Origin of the sequence: Sorangium sp. So ce394, assembly GCF_051474665.1 — a bacterium.
In the GTDB taxonomy this organism is placed as follows: Bacteria; Myxococcota_A; Polyangia; order Polyangiales; family Polyangiaceae; genus Sorangium; species Sorangium cellulosum_D.
In genome coordinates this window covers 10,720,489-10,737,330 of the sequence record NZ_CP150339.1, presented here as the reverse complement: position 1 = coordinate 10,737,330, position 16,842 = coordinate 10,720,489, and the positions used below count along the sequence as shown (strand labels likewise).

Below are 16,842 nucleotides of genomic sequence, written 5' to 3'. Positions count from 1 at the left end.
CAATCGGGGTCGGCGCCTGGCCCGGCGGCGCAGCGCCGCGGGATTCTCCTTCGCTCGCCGCCCTGTTGTCGGGCCCCTCGATGCGCTGCCGCCTGTTTCGGGATCGTGCCTGCGTGCCCGCACTCTGCCAGCCCAACGTTGAATTGACCTGCGGCGCGAAGCGCCGTCAGGTCCAATTCTGTGTTGGGCGGTGCCTGGTCGCGCATCATGGGATCAGACATCCCAGAGCCGCCTCTTGCCGGGCTGAGAGCCGCCGCTCGCCGCAGCAGCGGTCGTGGTCGCGCCGTACCTCTCCGCCATGGCGCCGCCAGGTCCCGCCGGCTTTCGTCCCGCAGAATTCCCCGCGGAGCACGAGCGGCCCGTGTTTCGCTCGCAGCCGCCGGGATGCTCACCCAAGCGGAGTCTCGGCCGCTGTCGGCGCGTCCAAGGGCCTCGCGGCCAGCGCCGCACGCCTACGCGCCTCGCGAACCGCATCAGACCGTGTTGTATGGCCTCCTTCAGGAGCACCTCGCGACCTTCGTCGCGCACGCAGCGCGCACCTACGCGGCCCCGCTCCCGAAGTACGCTGTCGCCGCCTTCGATGGCTACCTCGCCTGTGGCGATCTCGCGCGAGGTTTCGTCCGATGTCACTGCGATGGCTGCGGTCACGATGTGCTCGTCGCCTTCTCATGCAAGCTCCGCGGCCCCTGCCCCAGCTGCGCCTCGCGCCGGATGTGCAATGAGGCGGCGACGCTCGTCGATCGTATCTTGCCCAACGTGCCCGTCAGGCAGTGGGTCATGTCGCTTCCGTTTGAGCTGCGTGCGCTTGCGGCCAAAAGGTCCGACGTCCTCGCGGCGATGAAGCGCATCTTCGCGGAGGAGATCGCCCGCGTGACCACGCGGCTCGCGAGCATCGCCGGCGCACGGACGGGCTCGGTCGGGTTCCCTCAGAGATTCGGCTCGAGCTTGAACGTTCACGTTCATTTCCACACGCTGGCAATCGACGGCGTTTTCGAGAAGACCGCCATGGGCGTGCGCTTCCACGATGCGCCGCCGCCTTCAAAGGACGATGTCAGCGAGGTGGCGCGACGGGTGCGCGAGCGTGCGCTTCTTTGGCTACGGCGCCGCGGCTACCTCGACGAGCGCGCGGCCGAGGAGCACAGCAACGAGACCACCGAGCCCTCCGCGCTCGATGCGTGTACCCAGCTCGCACTCGCAGGTGGAGCGTATCTTGCGCGGCCTTTCGAGTCCGGCTCGCGGCTTTGATTCCTCCGCCGAAGATCCCGCTTGTAAGATACCATGGCGTGTTCGCGCCTCGCTCGTCGTGGCGCTCTCTCGTGACACCCAACCCTCCGGCCCGCGCCGCGAAGTCTGAGCCGTGCGCGGGGCACGCGCCTCTGCCCGCATCCCCCGCGCCCGCATCCCCCGCGCCCGCGTCGCCGTGCGCTCCGCCGGCGCTCTCTGCGAGGTCGCTCGCGCATGCCGAGCCCACGGTGCGAGTTGAGCCGACCCTGATCTCGGTCTTGCACTGGGGGCGGCTGCTCGAAGGGGAGTTGTTCGCAACGTCGCGCTACGTCGAGTGGGCCGTGCTCATGAAGCGTTCGTTCGGCTTCGATGCGCTCCGCTGCCCGAGATGCGAACGGAGGATGCGCGTGCTTTCCACGATCACCGACTCAGCGGTGGTGCGCCGCATCCTCGATCATCTGAACTTGCCCTCGCAGCCCCGAACGGCAGCACCCGCGCGCGATCCAACGTGGGAACCGATGGCGTTCGGGTTCGATACGGCGTAGGTGGGCACCCGGCCCGAGCCCGTCATGGCGAACGCACGTCGCGGTCGTCGAGCCAGAACTGCACCCAATGCACGGCGCGCGGTCCCTGCGACGGGGCGAGCGGGTGTTTGATGCGCGATAGACGGCTCGCCCGGCGCCGTTCCCGCGGGGCTTGACACGGGCGAGAGCTCTATGATTTCCTATCCGCGGGGCAACCCCTACGCGAGCTCGCTGGCGCTCTATGCCTGCCATGAGCCGGACAACGACGCGAACTCGCGCGCGCATCTCCGCGACTGCGCCGCCGGACACATCGACGAGGCGGATGGTACCACGGAAGCCGGGCTGCCCCTCCGGCACAGAAAGGCTCACTGCGGCACGCGCGATCTTCTGCGACGCGGCGAAACCACGCGATCTGCGGGATCCCTCAGCCTGGACCAACCTTTGCTGTCCGTGCCCTCAGGAGGTGATGCTCATGTCGAGGATCCTGGCGATGGTTTCAATTTGTCTTCTGGCGTCCGCCTGCGTCGATTCGACGACGGTGGGCCCGGGCGGTCCCACGAGCAGCTCCTCCGGCGGCGGCCAAGGGGGGGACGGCGGCTCCGGCCCGGGGCCCGGCGGCGGCGCGGTCGATTGCTCGGCGTTCGAGGACGACGAGCCCGGACCGCAGGTGACGTTCACGGTGACCAACAACCGCGCGACGCCCATCTATTACCACAACGCCCAGTGCTCCGACCGCTTCCGCGTGGCTCCGGAGGGTGGGCAACTCGGCAATGCGGAGCTCTCGAACATCGAGATGACCTGCGAGGAGGTCCAGACGGCAGAACACTGGCCGCTCGACTGCCACGACGCGACCGTGATCGAGATCGCGGCCGGACAGAGCGCGACGTTCGGTTGGACAGGCGTGCTGTACGAGCGCCAGCAGATGCCGAGCGCCTGCGCGGTACGGCCGGACAATCCATTCGTCGCGTTCTGCTCGCGCGCCGTCGCCGTGCAGCCCGGAGCGCTCGAGATCGCCATCGAGCTCTTCGGCGCGGCCAAGTGTGAACTAAGCAGCATATGCTCGTACCCCAGCGCTCCGTTTACTGTCAAGCAGGATTTCACGTACCCGGACGACACGGCGGTTGCGATCGCGATCGACTGACGTCGCCACCTCGCTCCTGCGGTCACGATGTGCTCGTCGCCTTCTCATGCAAGCTCCGCGGCCCCTGCCCCAGCTGCGTCTCGCGCCGGATGTGCAATGAGGCGGCGACGCTCGTCGATCGTATCTTGCCCAACGTGCCCGTCAGGCAGTGGGTCATGTCGCTTCCGTTTGAGCTGCGTGCGCTTGCGGCCGAAAGGTCCGACGTCCTCGCGGCGATGGAGCACATCTTCGCGGAGGAGATCGCCCGCGTGACCACGCGGCTCGCGAGCATCGCCGGCGCACGGAGGGATCACCGAGCAGGTGTGTTACCGAACTGGCTAGATGATGGTCCTGGGCCCTTTTTCGCTCGCGCTGGTTGATGGCCATCCGGTGCCCGGAGCCCCCGCCGGAGGCTCCGTTCGCCCATCGCCCGCACGGGACGGTCGCCGGAGCGCGGAGGGCGGGTCACGGGCGGCGTAGTCGCCGCGCCCCGGCGCGGGCACCCTTGACGCGCCTGAGCACTCCGGCAGCCACGGCCGCGGGATGGGCCGACCATCACGGCCGTGACCGGGAGCGCTCACCCCCGCGATGGCCATCGAACAGCCTGCGCGATCGAGCATCAACCATCGTGAGCGTCAACAGGTCTGTGCCTCCCGAGGGGGTGCGATCCGTCGTCTCGCTCTCCCCCAATCCCCAGGGAAGCGACGGATCGCTACGGTTCGCCCCCGCGGAAGAGTCCCGCCAGGATTCCTGAGGCGACGAGGCGGGCGCGGATGAAATGCGGCGTGATGGACGAAGAGCGCGCGCGCCAGCCCGGCGCTGGTGTCACCCATGGCGAGGAACAACGGCGAGCCGCTTGAGCGACAGCACATCTATCATGATCTGAACGTCCTGCAGGTGTCGCTTCGGATCGCCCGCGACAAGGGAATCCCCTTCGTCGACCTGATGGCCTCCAGCGCCGCGTGGGTGGACAACATCGGGCGAGCACAGGCCAGAGCCTTCTACGCGACCGGCGACGCCACGCATCCGAACGAGGAGGGGGCGAAGGCGCTCGCCGAGATCGTCGCCGAGGGCGTCCGGGCGCGAGCTCCGGGGCTCGCCGTGCGGCAGGCGCGTCGGACCTGCATCGAGGTGGATGGGCTCCAGGGAACCGGCGGCCGTGCGCTCGTCGCCGGGCCATTTTGGTTGACGCCGCCGTTGTGAACGCTCACAATCGCTCTCGAACGACCTTTCGCTTTGTCCAGGACAGGCCGTCACGCGCGCTCGTCCTCGGGCCCGATCCCGGCACGGCTCCGCTCGCCTGGTCATCGCGGACAAAGGTGCATGATCACTGCGCCGCGCAACAGGGTGGGCACTCCGTGGTCCGACATCGTCGCACGAAAGTCCGTGAGCTCCCGAGACGATCGGGATCAGGTTAAAACATGAGAGGCAAAGCCGGCCGAACCAGCTGTGGACCAGGATGTGCACGCCTCGCCGCTTGAGCACCGGAGCACCTCACGCTAGCGCCCATCGGCGCAGCAACTACGCGCGAAACCGAGGAGCGAGATGGCACGTTGGGGAAGCAGCTCGAGAGTACGATTCCTCGCGGCGTTCTTATGGACTTCCGGGTGCAGCGACCCGGTGAAGACAACCGGCGGAGACGCAGGATCCGACGCCGAGCCCCCCGCGTGCTCCGAGGGCGCCTGGGATCACGATGGCGATGGCGCGACGAGCTGCGTCGCATGGACAGGCTGCACCGCAGGCACCTTCGCGAGCGCCGAGGGCTCGCCTACGGCGGACCGGCGGTGCACGGCTTGCCCGGACGGCACCTTCAGCGACACGATGAACGCGCCGAGCTGCAGCATGCACACGCCCTGCGCGCCTGGGACGAGGCAGACCGCGGCCGGGACGAGCACCACGCCCGCGCGGTGTGACGCCTGCTCGCCGGGCACGTACTGCGCAGGCGGGGCCGCCGCGCCTGTCGACTGCGCGGACGGCACCTGGGACGACGACGCCGATCCCGCAACGACGTGCGTCGCGTGGACCGACTGCGTGCCAGGGGAGCGCGTCGGCACGGAGGGGAGCAGCACCACGGACCGCAGCTGCCTCAAGTGTACGAACGGCGAGCACTCGGCCTCGATGAACGCAAGCAGCTGCTCCCCGGGTGCCTGGGTGCTGAGCTACTTCGGGCCGAATCAGGACCTGTCGAGCGATTCGCTGCACCTCGCCTACAGCACCGACGGGCTTCACTGGTCGACCCTCGCCGATGGACAGCCTGCGTACCAGCTCACCGGGATGGGAACGAATCACATCCGAGATCCGTTCCTGTTCCGCAAGAACGATGGCACGTACGTCTATATCGCCACGGACTGGACGCTCTCGATAAACGACGCGAACTACTGGAACCACCCGAGCTCCAAGATCTTCGTGGCGGACTCGACCGACCTCATCACCTTCACGAATCCCCGGTTGATCACGCTCACGAACCTTCCGGGCCCCGGGGCCACCCCGATGCACGCCTGGGCCCCGGAGGCTTACTACGACCCCGATCGTAAGCTCTATGCGATCATCTGGTCCGGGAACGACACCACGGGCGCGAACCGCATCTACGTCAGCTACACCGAGGACTTCGTCACCATCGTCAACCCGACCCCCGACGTGCTCTTCGATCCGGGCTACAGCATCATCGACGCGACGATCACGCAATGGAATGACCGCAACTACCTCTTCTTCAAGGACGAGACGGACAGCAGCGGGAGCGCGCTCACAGGATCGGGCAAGGACATCCAGATCGCGCGCTCCTCGACGCTCGCGCTCGATCCGGCGACGTTCACGCGATGGAGTCCGGACTACATCACCCGGGGGTCGACCCAGAGCAGGAGACGAGCAACGGAGGGACCGTTTGTCATCAAGGATCCGCGGGAGAGCCGATGGTACCTGTTCGCCGACTACTACCTGAACGGCGGTGTGTTCGGGTGCTGGAGCACGACGGATCTCGACGCGGATCCGGGCTCTTGGACGGAGCTCCGGAGCGCGCAGTACCGCTTCCCGTCCGGCGTGCGCCACGCGAACGCGGTCCGAGTCACGCAGGCGGAGCTCGATGCGATCATCGCCCACTACTGAACATCCTGCCGGATCCGCAGCACCTACGGCGGGGCGAGCGTCTCGATATTTCACGGATGGTTAGAGTCACCCCTCATCATGCGCGCACCGAAATCTCCCCACCCAAAGGGCACTTCCCTCGCCGCGCCACGCGTTGCGCTCACGGCGGCAGCTTGCGCCTTCGCCGCATCGCTCGTGGTGATCGCGTGCTCGGACGGGCCCTCGGCCGACGCGCCGGACGCGTCGACCAATTCATTGCGGATCATGACGGCGGGCACGGCGCTCAGCACCTCGGAGTCCGGCGGGCGGGTGACCGTGAGCGTGGCGCTCGACGCCGCGCCGAGCGAGCCTGTCACGGTGCCGGTCTCGAGCTCGGACGCGACCGAAGGCTCCGTCTCCCCGGCGACCATCTCCTTCACGGCGGAGGATTGGAGCACCCCTCGAGAGATCACGGTCACGGGCGTTGACGATGCGGAGAGCGACGGGGATCAGAGCTTCCGCGTTCGCTTCGGGCCCTCGGTCTCTGCAGACCCAGCGTGCGACGGCCTCGTCGCGGAGTCCGCTGACATCACGAACACGGACGACGACGGTCCAAGGACGGCAGCGATCGTCGTCAGCGACCCGTCGGGGACCCTCGCCGAGCGCGGCGCGCCCGTGACGTTCACCGTGCGCCTCGCGTCGCAGCCGAGCGCGCCCGTGACGATCGCCCTCAGCGTCAGCGACACGACCGAGGCGACGCTGAGCCTTGCGGGCCTGACGTTCACGGAGGCGGACTGGAACGCGGCGCAGACCGTGACCTTGAGCAGCGTCGATGACTGGCAGGCCGACGGAGCTCAGCCCGTACGCGTCGCCTTCGGCTCACCGGCCAGCGAAGACCCCGAGTATGCGGCCCTCGCCGCCCCCGCTGTTCTCGAGCTCTCCAACCTCGACGACGACGTCGGAGGCGGTTACCATATTCGCACCACGCACACCGAGGGCGCCCCGCTCTATGTCGCGCATTCCTATTATCACGCGATGATCACCAACCTCGACGACAGAGCGAACAACCAGGTTCCTGACGACTTCCAGTGGAAAGTGGTGCCCGGCCTCGCGAACCCGGACGATCCGACGCTGGTGTCGTTCGAGTCTGTGGGTTTCGGCGGTCGCTACCTGCACGTCGACAGCGCGAACTCGACCCGGTACCCGCTGCAGGACGAGACGTCCAACCGGGCTGGCGGGCTCTGGCAGACCCCACCCGAACAGAGGAGTCACCTCCTGTGGCTCGACGTGCTCACGGATACCACCACGTTCCGGAGGGACGCCACGTTCCGGATCGTGCCCGCGCTGAACGGGGATCCGACGATGGTCTCGCTGCAGTGGTACTCAGATGAGGCACGTTATCTCCGGCACCTGAACTACCAGATCCATGCGCACGCGCTCGACGGCACGGCGGTCGAGGACTCGGAGGCGTCGTTCGCGCTCGAGCCGCTCGGCTATTTGGTCTCGCAGCGCGCTGATCCCCACATCAAGCGGCACACGGACGGTTACTACTACTACACCGCGAGCGTGCCGACGTACGATCGCATCGAGATCAGGCGCGCGACCACGATACGAGGCCTGGCCAGCGCATCCCCGAAGGTCGTCTGGACGAAGCACGCGACCGGCCCGATGGCGGCGCACATCTGGGCGCCAGAGCTGCATTTCATCGACGGCAAGTGGTACATCTACTTCGCCGCCGGAAGCTCGACCGACATCTGGGCCATTCGCATGTATGCGCTCGAGAGCTCATCGGCCAACCCGATGGATGGCGGGTGGATCGAGCGAGGGCAGATCGTGACGGACTCGGACACCTTCGCGCTCGACGCGACGACGTTCGAGCACGACGGCAAGCGCTATCTCGTGTGGGCGCAGGAGGACCCCAGCGTCGCGGGCGACAACAGCAGCTTGTTCATCGCGGCCATGGTGAACCCGTGGACGCTGGCCAGCCCCAACGTGCGGATCGCCAGACCCGAGCACGCCTGGGAGACGGCGGGGTTCGCGGTCAACGAAGGTGCTGCCGTGCTCGAGCGGAACGGGCGGGTCTTCATCAGCTACTCAGCGAGCGCGACGGACGCCCGCTACTGCCTCGGCCTGCTCACGGCGAGCGCGACGGCCGACCTGCTGAGCGCCAGCTCGTGGACGAAGAGCGAGAATCCAGTGTTCGTCAGCGCGAACGGGCTGTATGGCCCGGGCCACAACTCGTTCACGACCTCGGCGGATGGATCGATCGACGTGCTCGTGTACCACGCGCGGAACTACGAGAAGATCACGGGGGACCCGCTCTACGACCCGAACCGTCACACGCGCGTCCAGCGGCTCGAATGGAATGCAGACGGAACGCCGAACTTCGGCGTGCCGCTCCTGAACGGCGCGACGACGATCGGCGATTGACGGCAGCGAGCACACGCGGGCGGCGAGCTCGACCTGCGCCTTTGCGTTGAGCTCTCCCTCCGGATCCCTGGCCGGACCCCTGGTGGGGTGGAGCTAGAGCATGGATCCGGCCGGGAAGCCGACATCCACGACGAGCTCGGCATCCGAGAACACGTCCAGCGCATCGAGCGGCTTCGTGATGCTCCTCGCGCGGTTGGCGGCGTCCACGAGCGTCACGTCGGCCGTGTAGCGGCCCGGGAGCAGCGTGGCGCTGACCTCGAACCAATCACACGGAGCGTACTCCTCCGCGACGAGGTCGCCGCCGCGCGTATAGACGATGAGCTCGGCGTCGGTCGCCCCGTAATACGAGCACAGGAGCGGGTCGGTCGTGCCCTCGATCGTGTACGCGATGGTCAGCGTCCCCGTCTCCCGGAGCGGGGGCGGGTCGTCGGCCACGACGACGCAGCCTGCCGCCGGCGCCGCGAGCGCGGCCAGCAACATCAGACTCAGCATTCTCGTGGTTTGCATGGTTCTTTCTCCTCGCGTCCGCGGTCCTCTCGGGTGCAGCTCAGTCCGCGTAATAGCGGCGGCGGCGCTCGACCGGCTCGCGGTAGGCCGGGGCGCGCCGCTCCTCGTAGTACCGCGGCGGGTGATGATGATGGGGCCGCTCACGCCGGCTCCGGATGACCACCCGGCGCTCCGCCAGCACCCGCGGCTCCGATCGGAAGATCACCCAGCCGCGCGGGCCTTCGTAGTACCACGTCTCGCCGACGAGGTAGGCGTACCCGCCGTGGTAGCGCACGCTCGGATACGCGTAGATGTCCGCCGGCGCCGCCTCCACGCGGACGACGGAGTGGCCGTAGAGGCGCTCGCTCTCGCCGCCGACCGTCCAGAAACATCCAGCAGCGGCGAGCGCGAGCGCCAACAGCGAAATCGTGGCGCCGAGGCGGCGCGCAAGCGTGCCTCGAGCCACGCGATTCAAGCAGCGATGATCAGCTTGCACGATGCGTCTACCTCCCTCCATCGCCAATCCGCAATAGGGGTGCCAAGAGGAGGCGATGCGGTCTTCATCGCGCGGCGAGGGGGGCGATTCTCCCGGGTCTCCAGGAATGATTCGTTTCGCTCGCGGATGAGCGCGCCGCGACCTTCTCCGCCGCCGAGAGGGGCGATCGAGCCGGAGCGGAGGCGCCGCCCGGAAGCAAGGGGGCGTCCAGCTGCGCCGGGGCCGAGCAGCGCACCCGGGGGGGACGGACCGCGAGGTGCGTTGCACCCACGGACGCCGAGCTCGTCACTTCCTTTCGACTGTGCCAGTCATGCAAGGAGAGTGGCAATTTGCCATGATGGATCGCCGCTGTCGCGGCGCGGGCGCCCGGCCCGCAGTGGCGTGGAGGCGCGCCGCGGCAGCCTGCGCCGGCGGAGCGGCCGGCGTCGCTCGGCGGTCTCGGGCGTGACGCGGCGGCGGGGGTGTTGTAGCGGAAACGATCGCTGTGCGGCGCTGTGTCCCTGGCCTTGGTGTGCTGATCGCGGGTGCCCTCGTGGGCGCGTGCGCCGCCGCGCCGGACACGACCGCGCGGCCGCGCGGCGAGGTCGGGGCGCCGGCTGGCAGCGCGCTGGCTGGGGCCGCGGAGGCGGCGCGGGTGCCCATGCCGAGGCCGGCGCGGGCGCGGCTCGGGGCGGCGGCGATCGCGAACCAGGCCTGCGAGGGGTGCCACGAGGAGGTGGCGCGGGAGTGGCGCGCGTCGCTCCACCACCGGGCGAACACCGAGCCTGCCTACCGGCGGGCGTTCGCGATCGAGCCGATGCCGTTCTGCCGGGCTTGCCACGCGCCCGAGGCGAGGCCGGAGGAGCCAGAGCCGGAGGCGCTCGGGGTGCTCGGGGTGGGGTGCGTGACGTGCCACGTGACGAGCGACGGCGAGGGCGAGCTCGCGGGGCCGGCGGTGGCGCCGGTGCTCGCAGCGCCGTGGGCGGGGAGCGGGGCGCCGCCGGCGGCGCCGCACACGGTGATCCGGGACGCGCGGTTCGGGGGCGCGGACGCGTGCGCGGCCTGCCACGAGTTCGCGTTCCCCACGGCGCGAGGGCGGTCGACGGCGGAGCTGATGCAGTCGACCCTCACCGAGCACCGCGCGTCGCCCGCCGCGGCCCAGCCCTGCGCGGCGTGCCACATGCCGCGCGGGCCGGGGCTGCGGCGCGGCCACGGGTTCGCAGGATCGCGGGACGAGGCGCTCGTGCGGAGCGCCGTGGCGGTGACGGCGCGGCGGCTGTCGGCGACGCGCGAGCGACGGGGCGGTGTGGGTGACGGCCGGGGGGGCGATCCTGAAGCACGGCGGCAGCGAGGCCGCGGGCGCGGCGCCGGGGACCATCCAGCTCCAGAAGGGGCCGCCGCCGAAGCCCAAGCCGAGCCGGCCCTTCCCCGAGCCCGGCGGGCCGACGTGCCCGCAGAACCTCGTGGTGCTCTATACGTTCAGCAAGACGGCGCCGGACGACTACGACTTCCCGCTGACGCGAAAGGCGCTCAAAGGACGCACGGAGTTCTCTCCGGCGCGCTTCGTCGTGACGCGCGACATGGGGCAGCGCTTCTTCGCCGCGTTCGTGCCGAGCTGGGATCTCGCGAAGGAGCTAGAGGCGCGGATCAAGACCGATGTGCAGGGCTCGACGCCGCAGATCGTCTGCGCCGAGCCGGAGGTGGTGCGGGAGCTGAAGCTGGATCTGAAGACGGGCGAGGTCGTGAGGTGAACGCGGGTGGCGGTGGCTGCCACGACGGTCCACCGCCTCGGCGCGGCGCCGATCGACGTCGAGCGAGACATCGACCTCCAAGGCGCCAAGATATCGTCCTCTTCTTGGCGTCCTTGGCCGGGTCAGAACACGAGCCGGGCCGACAGCCCCGCAGGGCCGAGCGACGCGATGGGCCGCAGCTCGATCTCCACCTCGCCCCGATCGTGGACGCGGTAGACCTGTGGCCTGTTCATGAGGAGCAGGACCGTCCCCGTGATCATCGTCGCTCCGCCGGCGACGAAGGCGCCGATCGCCAGGTCGCCGCTGGCCTGGTCGCCCTTGTGTGCCGCGTCGCTCCACATCAGCCCGCCACCCGCGACGCCCAGGGCTGCGCCTGCCCCGAGCATGGTCCAGGGGACCCACGCGGGCCACCGCGGCTGGCCGATGACGGTTTCGACGCGCCGCGCGAGCTGGCCGGAAGCCTCTTTGCCGGCGATGACGAGGATGGGCTTGACGACCGTGGAGTAGCCGTCCCTCCTCACCATGACGACGTGCTCTCCGGGCGTGACCATCCGGCGCTCGGCGCCGGGGCCGACGAACCAGGGCTTGTCGTCGAGCAGCACGGCAGCGCCCGGCTCATCGCAGCGGATCTCGATGGCGGCGAGCTCGTGCTCCATGAGCGCGCGCATCGCCGCGCGCGCCTCCTGCTCCGTCTCGGGCGCGAGCGTGCCGGGCCCCCACCGCAGGGCGAGCCGCAGGTTCTCATAGGCCACGAGCGGCAGACCGAGGCTCTTCAACACCCGCGCGAGATAGAGCCGGAGCTCGGGATGCTCCCAGGCGGCCAGCGCCTCTTCGTATTTGACCCGCGCCTCGGCGAACATCATGCGCCGGTGCAGCGCCCGCGCCTCCGTGAATAGCTCGTGCGCCCGCTGCTTTCGATCGTCGGAGATGCCCTGGTGCCATGGCCGCGGCGGCCGCGACGCACGGGGCGAAGACGTCTCCACCGCCGCCGGCGGCGGCAGCGGCGGCGACGGGGGATGCGGCGAGAGAGAAGGCGGATGCGGCGACAGCGACCCTGGCGGCGGGCCCGCCGACCCTGGGCCCGTCCCTGAGCCCGTCCCTGAGCCCGTCCCTGAGCTCGTCGTCCCTTGGGCCCGCGCAGGCGCGGCGCAGAAGGAGCACAAGGCCACGAGAGCGATCGATGATGAGAGCTTCGCTGCTGGGAGGGGGACGTGCATGGGTCGCGTGTGGGTCGTTTTGCTTCGCGGGTCGCCCGGGGTGATCCATCGAGCCTTCACCCCGGCTCACCGGGCCGGCGAGCATGCCGCGCTCCCGAGGGTACGCCCTCGCATGTCCTCCTGTGAAGCGAGGTCGTATCAGATTTGAGGATGCACGCATGCATTGAGCGCCTATGCTATCGTGACCGCGCTCGCAGCTCTCGCCGTGGTAACCGCCGTTTCAGTGACGGCGTTGTTTTATGCGCAGGGGGGAAGATGTCCACCGAGCTGATCATCCTTGGGCCGAAGGGCGCTCGATCGTCCGGCGCGGGCGAGCACCATCATGCGGGGAGCTTTCCGCTGCGCACCGGAGGGCTCGAGGACGCAGGCTACACAAGCACGATGTTCGTCGGCGCGGCGCCCGCTGCGCCCGCGCGGGCCGGCTTCGCGGCGGAGGCGGCCGTCGCGCCGGCGGGCGCTCGCGCGGCGAAGGCCGGCGGGACGGCGAGCGCGGGCGCTCCGCCGTCCTCGTCGCCTCGGCAACTCGACCCGCTGCTCTCGGCCGGCGCCCGCATCGGGCATTACGAGATCTTGCGCGAGCTCGGCCGGGGCGGCATGGGCGTGGTCTTCCTCGCGCGAGACATAAGGCTCGCGCGCCTCGTCGCGATCAAGCTCCTCACGAAGCTGAACAGCAACGGCGTGTTGCGCTTTCTGAACGAAGCGCAGGCGACCGCGCGCTGCAAGCACGAGCATATCGTGACGATCCACGAGGTGAACGAGCACGACGGATACCCGTACATGGTGCTCGAGTACATCGACGGGCAGAGCCTCGGCGCCTGGATGAGGCAGCGCAGGCCCGCGGACGCCGGGGAGGAGACGTCGACGGCGCCGGTGCCGCCCAGCCTCGCCGTGGAGCTGATGGTCCCGGTCGTGAGCGCGCTCTCGCGCGCGCACGCGTCCGGCATCGTCCATCGCGATCTCAAGCCCGAGAACATCATGCTCGAGGCGTCGGGGGCGATCAAGGTGGTCGATTTCGGGATCGCCAGGCTGCGCGAGGACGAGACGCGCCTCGCGGTCGCGGTCGAGCGCTCTGTTACCAGCGCCGTCGCCCGCGATGCGCGGCTGACGGGCGAAGGAGCGGTCATCGGCACACTGCCTTATATGTCTCCCGAGCAGTGGCGAGGAATGGATATCGACCAGTCGAGCGATATCTGGGCGGTGGGCATCATGCTCCACGAGCTCGTGCTCGGCGCGCACCCGCTCGCGCCGGTCAGCATGGCGAGCCTCCTCAGGGTCCCGGTCGCCGAAGATCCGATGCCCGAGGTCAGCGCGCGCCACCCGGAGCTCGGCCCGCTCGGCGCGATCATCGATCGCTGCCTGCGCAAGCGAAAGGCCGAGCGGTTCGCCTCGGCCGAGGAGCTCCTGGCCGCGCTGCTGCCCCTCCTGCCCGGGCGCCGGGAGGTCCACCTCGCCGCCGACGAGAGCCCGTTCGCGGGCCTGTCGGCGTTCCAGGAGGCCGACGCGGACCGCTTCTTCGGCCGCGCGCAGGTGCTCGCCGCCGTGGTCGCGCGCCTCCGGAGCCAGCCGCTGCTCGCGCTGGCGGGGGCGTCCGGCGTGGGGAAATCGTCGCTCGTGAGGGCGGGGGTGATCCCGGCGCTCAAGCGCTCCGGGGAGGGCTGGGAGGCGCTCGTCCTGCGGCCCGGGCGCGAGCCCATGGCCGCGCTGGCGCACCTCTTCAGCCACCCCGGGGTGACGCTGAGCGCCGCCTCGCGCGCGCTCGCCGCGCAGGGCGGCGCGGCGACGGGCGCGGGCTTCGGCGAGCGGCTGCGCGCCGAGCCTGGCCTCCTCGGCGCCGCGCTGCGCGCGTGGTCGGCCAGCACGCAGCGACGCCTGCTCCTGTTCATCGATCAGTTCGAGGAGCTCTTCACGCTCGGCGCCCCGGCCGGAGAGCGCGAGTCGTTCCTCGCGTGCCTCGAGGGGGTCGCCGACGACGCCTCCTCGCCGCTCCGGGTCGTCCTGTCGGTGCGATCGGACTTCCTCGAGCGGATGGCCGAGCACGAGCATTTCATGACGGCGATGATCCGCGGCCTCGTGTTCCTCCGGCCGATGGGGCGCGAGGGGCTGCGTGAGGCCCTGATGAAGCCGGTGGAGGCGGCGCGGCACGAGATCGAGGATCCGGCGATGGTCGAGGGCCTCCTCGACGCGCTGGAGAGCACGCGCGGCGCGCTGCCGCTCCTCCAGTTCACCGCGGCGAGGCTGTGGGAGATGCGCGATCGGGGGCGCCGGCTGCTCACGCGCGAAAGCTACGAGGCGCTCGGCGGCGTGGCGGGCGCGCTGGCGAGCCACGCCGACACGGTGCTGGCCGCGATGAGCGAGCGCCGGGCGAAGCTCGCGCGGGCGGTCCTGGAGCGCCTGGTGACGCCGGAGCGGACGCGGGCCGTCGCCAGCCTGGGGGAGCTGTGCGAGCTGCCGGGGGATCGAGGCGAGATCGAGCGGGTGGTGGGGCTGCTCGCCGACGCGCGGCTCCTGGCGCTCGAGACGGGGAGCGACCGCGCGGGCACCACGGTGGAGCTCGTGCACGAGTCGCTCATCGAGCGGTGGCCGACGCTCAAGCGCTGGCTCGATGAGAACCAGGAAGACGCGGTGTTCCTCGACCGCCTGCGCGCGGCGGCGAGGCTCTGGGAGTCGAGCGATCGCGCCGCGGACACGCTCTGGCGCGGCAAGGTCGCCGACGACGCGCGCCAGTTTCATAAGCGCTACCGGGGGGAGCTGCCCGAGCGGGAGCGGCTCTATCTGGAGGAGGTGCTCCGGTTCGCCGATCAGCAGCAACGCGGGAGGCGCCGCCTCGTGTCCGGGATCATGGCGGCGCTGTCGCTCCTGATCGTCGCGGCGGGGGCCGGGATCGTGAAGGTGACCGGTCAGAACCGGGTCATCACGGCGCAGTTCCACGAGATCCAGCGCACCGAGCACACGCTGAAGGGCGCGCTCGCGAGCGCGGAGGCCGCCCGGGGCGCGGCGGAGCGGGCGCGGCAGGAGAGCGAGGCCGCGCGGCAGGAGAGCGACGCGCAGCGGAGGCGGGCCGAGCAGCTGCAGCAGGACGCCGAGGAGGCCCGGGATCGCGCGGAGGCCGAGGCCGAGCGGGCCCGCGTGGCGGCCGGTCAGGCGCAGGCCGCGCGGGATGAGGCGCGGAGGTCCGAGGCGGAGGCGCGGCAGGCCGAGCTCAAGGCCACCCGGGAGGAACAAAAGGCCAGGACGGCGTCCGAGGAGGCGCTGCGGAGCCAGCGCGAGCAGGAGCTGCTCATCGAGCGGAGCGTGGGGAGGATCGGGGAGAGCTTGGACTAGGCCCGTGCCTCAGAGATCCCGCCAAGGATTGCTCGGCGGCGCTCCTCACCGCTTCTCGCCGCTCCCCCCCGTCGCCGCCGCCGGCGCGCCGCCGCCCGGCGTCGCGTCCACCGCATTGGGCCCGAGCAGCGTCCCGCACATCGTCTTGCACAGGATATCCGTCGCTTTGCACTCGCACTTGCCCTGCTGCTTGAGCTCGAGCTTGCCGCGCATCTGCTCGACCGTGAACTGCGCGAGCCGCTCGACCCGGTCCATGTTCCACCCCTCCTGGATCTGGCGCGGCGTCCGCGGGTCGGTGGTCTTGCCGTCGGGCTCGGCGCAGCAGCGGAAGCTCAGGAAGTAATAATAGAACCCCTCGTCGTGCGTGTAGATCTTCGGCCGGCACTGGTTGCGCACGCCCTTGTACCAGGGGCCGCCGGTGTGGACGCTGTCGAACTTGCCGCGCCAGCCGCCGGTCGTCTCGCTCGCCACGACCTCATCGGTGTTCGCGGGCAGATCGGCGACGCCATAATCGCTGATGCATTGCGCCTGCGACCCGCTCCGCACCCCTTTCCACAGGCGCGCCAGCTCGCCCGGGTCGCGCTTCGCCACCTTCTTCATGTCGGGGTCGTCCCAGAGGTGGTCGCCGTTGCACTTGGTCGCGTCGCGCGAGTACCCGTAAGGAAACGGCTTCATCTCCGGGCCCTCGCAGGCGAGCGTCCACTCCGACTCGGTGCAGAGGCGCTTGCCGACCGCGGCACACTTGACCTGCGCCTGGTGGAACCGGTTCATCACCTCGGGCCGCTCCCCCTTCTTGTTCGGCCACTCGTACGTGTCGATGCAATAGCGCTTCTTCGTCTTGTCGCCGACGCAGCGGCCGGGGGTGGGGGCGAACTCCTCGCAGATCGTCTTCTTGTTCGACTTGTCGTACCAGCTGCGGAGGCAGCTGTGCTCGACCTCGGAACAATACTCGCCCTCGACGAGCTTCATGTCGGCCGGGCACGCCTGCTCCTCCGCGGCGGCAGTCTCCCCGCCGGCCGTCCCGGGCTCGGCAGAAGGCGCGCCGGGCTCGGAGGCCGGCGGCGTCGCGGCCGCGGGCCCGGCCGGGGACGGAGCGGCCGCGGGCGGGCGATCGTCGTGCGCGCGCGGGGCGGCGGGCGTCTGGGCGGGCTCAGGGGGAGCGCCGGAGCAGGCGGCGGCGAGCGTCAGGGCGGGGAGGGAGAGCAGGAGGCGTCGCATGGCCGGCGTCATAGTC

General features: G+C 70.1%; 15 protein-coding genes and 1 pseudogene. 10 read left to right on the top strand and 6 right to left on the bottom strand.

Features of this window, described 5'->3' with window-relative positions:
• Window positions 1–480 precede the first annotated feature (480 nt).
• The 5 genes from WMF33_RS39670 to WMF33_RS39650 all read left to right on the top strand — a co-directional run bounded on the left by WMF33_RS39670 (window position 481) and on the right by WMF33_RS39650 (window position 4,071).
• Window positions 481–1,245, top strand: coding sequence for a transposase zinc-binding domain-containing protein (locus WMF33_RS39670; protein ID WP_437333472.1), 765 nt, complete (start codon window positions 481–483; stop codon window positions 1,243–1,245).
• A 227-nt stretch (window positions 1,246–1,472) separates the two neighbouring features.
• Entirely contained in the window at window positions 1,473–1,769 is a 297-nt protein-coding gene (locus WMF33_RS39665; RefSeq protein ID WP_437333471.1) for a hypothetical protein, read from the top strand.
• A gap of 451 nt (window positions 1,770–2,220) precedes the next feature.
• A complete protein-coding gene (locus tag WMF33_RS39660) occupies window positions 2,221–2,889 on the top strand; it encodes a hypothetical protein (protein WP_437333470.1) in 669 nt (222 codons plus the stop codon).
• Window positions 2,805–3,248, top strand: a complete 444-nt coding sequence (locus WMF33_RS39655; protein ID WP_437333469.1) for a transposase zinc-binding domain-containing protein — start codon at window positions 2,805–2,807, stop codon at window positions 3,246–3,248. Before WMF33_RS39660 ends, WMF33_RS39655 begins: the two co-directional genes overlap by 85 nt.
• 451 nt (window positions 3,249–3,699) lie before the next feature.
• The gene (locus tag WMF33_RS39650; protein WP_437333468.1) at window positions 3,700–4,071 is read left to right on the top strand and encodes a hypothetical protein; all 372 of its coding nucleotides are present in this window, start codon (window positions 3,700–3,702) and stop codon (window positions 4,069–4,071) included.
• Window positions 4,072–4,556: 485 nt separating this feature from the next.
• Here WMF33_RS39650 and WMF33_RS39645 read toward each other — a convergent pair whose 3' ends face one another.
• Window positions 4,557–4,712: a hypothetical protein gene (locus tag WMF33_RS39645; RefSeq protein WP_437333467.1), complete on the bottom strand. Its 156-nt coding sequence runs from the start codon at window positions 4,710–4,712 to the stop codon at window positions 4,557–4,559.
• On the opposite strand from WMF33_RS39645, the gene WMF33_RS39640 reads away from it, so the two are divergent.
• Together WMF33_RS39640 and WMF33_RS39635 are read left to right on the top strand one after the other, a co-directional pair.
• Window positions 4,711–5,970 carry a hypothetical protein gene (locus WMF33_RS39640; protein ID WP_437333466.1) on the top strand — a complete coding sequence of 420 codons (1,260 nt, stop codon included), beginning with the start codon at window positions 4,711–4,713 and terminating at the stop codon, window positions 5,968–5,970. The two genes, WMF33_RS39645 and WMF33_RS39640, sit on opposite strands and share 2 nt — an antisense overlap.
• Before the next feature lie 177 nt (window positions 5,971–6,147).
• Complete coding sequence (locus WMF33_RS39635) at window positions 6,148–8,358, top strand: family 43 glycosylhydrolase (RefSeq protein WP_437333465.1); 2,211 nt, start codon at window positions 6,148–6,150, stop codon at window positions 8,356–8,358.
• A gap of 93 nt (window positions 8,359–8,451) precedes the next feature.
• Here WMF33_RS39635 and WMF33_RS39630 read toward each other — a convergent pair whose 3' ends face one another.
• A complete protein-coding gene (locus tag WMF33_RS39630) occupies window positions 8,452–8,865 on the bottom strand; it encodes a hypothetical protein (protein WP_437333464.1) in 414 nt (137 codons plus the stop codon).
• A gap of 40 nt (window positions 8,866–8,905) precedes the next feature.
• Window positions 8,906–9,262: a hypothetical protein gene (locus tag WMF33_RS39625; RefSeq protein ID WP_437333463.1), complete on the bottom strand. Its 357-nt coding sequence runs from the start codon at window positions 9,260–9,262 to the stop codon at window positions 8,906–8,908.
• Window positions 9,263–9,980: 718 nt separating this feature from the next.
• On the opposite strand from WMF33_RS39625, the pseudogene WMF33_RS39620 reads away from it, so the two are divergent.
• Window positions 9,981–10,175, top strand: a pseudogene (locus WMF33_RS39620) (hypothetical protein); the annotation flags it as partial.
• Here WMF33_RS39620 and WMF33_RS39615 read toward each other — a convergent pair.
• Entirely contained in the window at window positions 10,109–10,501 is a 393-nt protein-coding gene (locus WMF33_RS39615) for a hypothetical protein (RefSeq protein WP_437333462.1), read from the bottom strand. The pseudogene WMF33_RS39620 and the gene WMF33_RS39615 sit on opposite strands and share 67 nt — an antisense overlap.
• A gap of 128 nt (window positions 10,502–10,629) precedes the next feature.
• On the opposite strand from WMF33_RS39615, the gene WMF33_RS39610 reads away from it, so the two are divergent.
• The gene (locus WMF33_RS39610) at window positions 10,630–11,070 is read left to right on the top strand and encodes a hypothetical protein (protein ID WP_437333461.1); all 441 of its coding nucleotides are present in this window, start codon (window positions 10,630–10,632) and stop codon (window positions 11,068–11,070) included.
• Between the two features lie 122 nt (window positions 11,071–11,192).
• Here the strand turns inward: WMF33_RS39610 and WMF33_RS39605 are convergent, their stop codons facing one another.
• Entirely contained in the window at window positions 11,193–11,933 is a 741-nt protein-coding gene (locus tag WMF33_RS39605; RefSeq protein ID WP_437333460.1) for a hypothetical protein, read from the bottom strand.
• Between the two features lie 735 nt (window positions 11,934–12,668).
• Here WMF33_RS39605 and WMF33_RS39600 point away from each other — a divergent pair.
• On the top strand, window positions 12,669–15,608 hold the full coding sequence (locus WMF33_RS39600) for an nSTAND1 domain-containing NTPase (protein WP_437339564.1): 2,940 nt from the start codon (window positions 12,669–12,671) through the stop codon (window positions 15,606–15,608).
• Window positions 15,609–15,653: 45 nt separating this feature from the next.
• On the opposite strand, the gene WMF33_RS39595 is transcribed toward WMF33_RS39600, so the two are convergent.
• Window positions 15,654–16,826 carry an SUMF1/EgtB/PvdO family nonheme iron enzyme gene (locus WMF33_RS39595; protein ID WP_437333459.1) on the bottom strand — a complete coding sequence of 391 codons (1,173 nt, stop codon included), beginning with the start codon at window positions 16,824–16,826 and terminating at the stop codon, window positions 15,654–15,656.
• Between the last annotated feature and the right edge of the window lie 16 nt (window positions 16,827–16,842).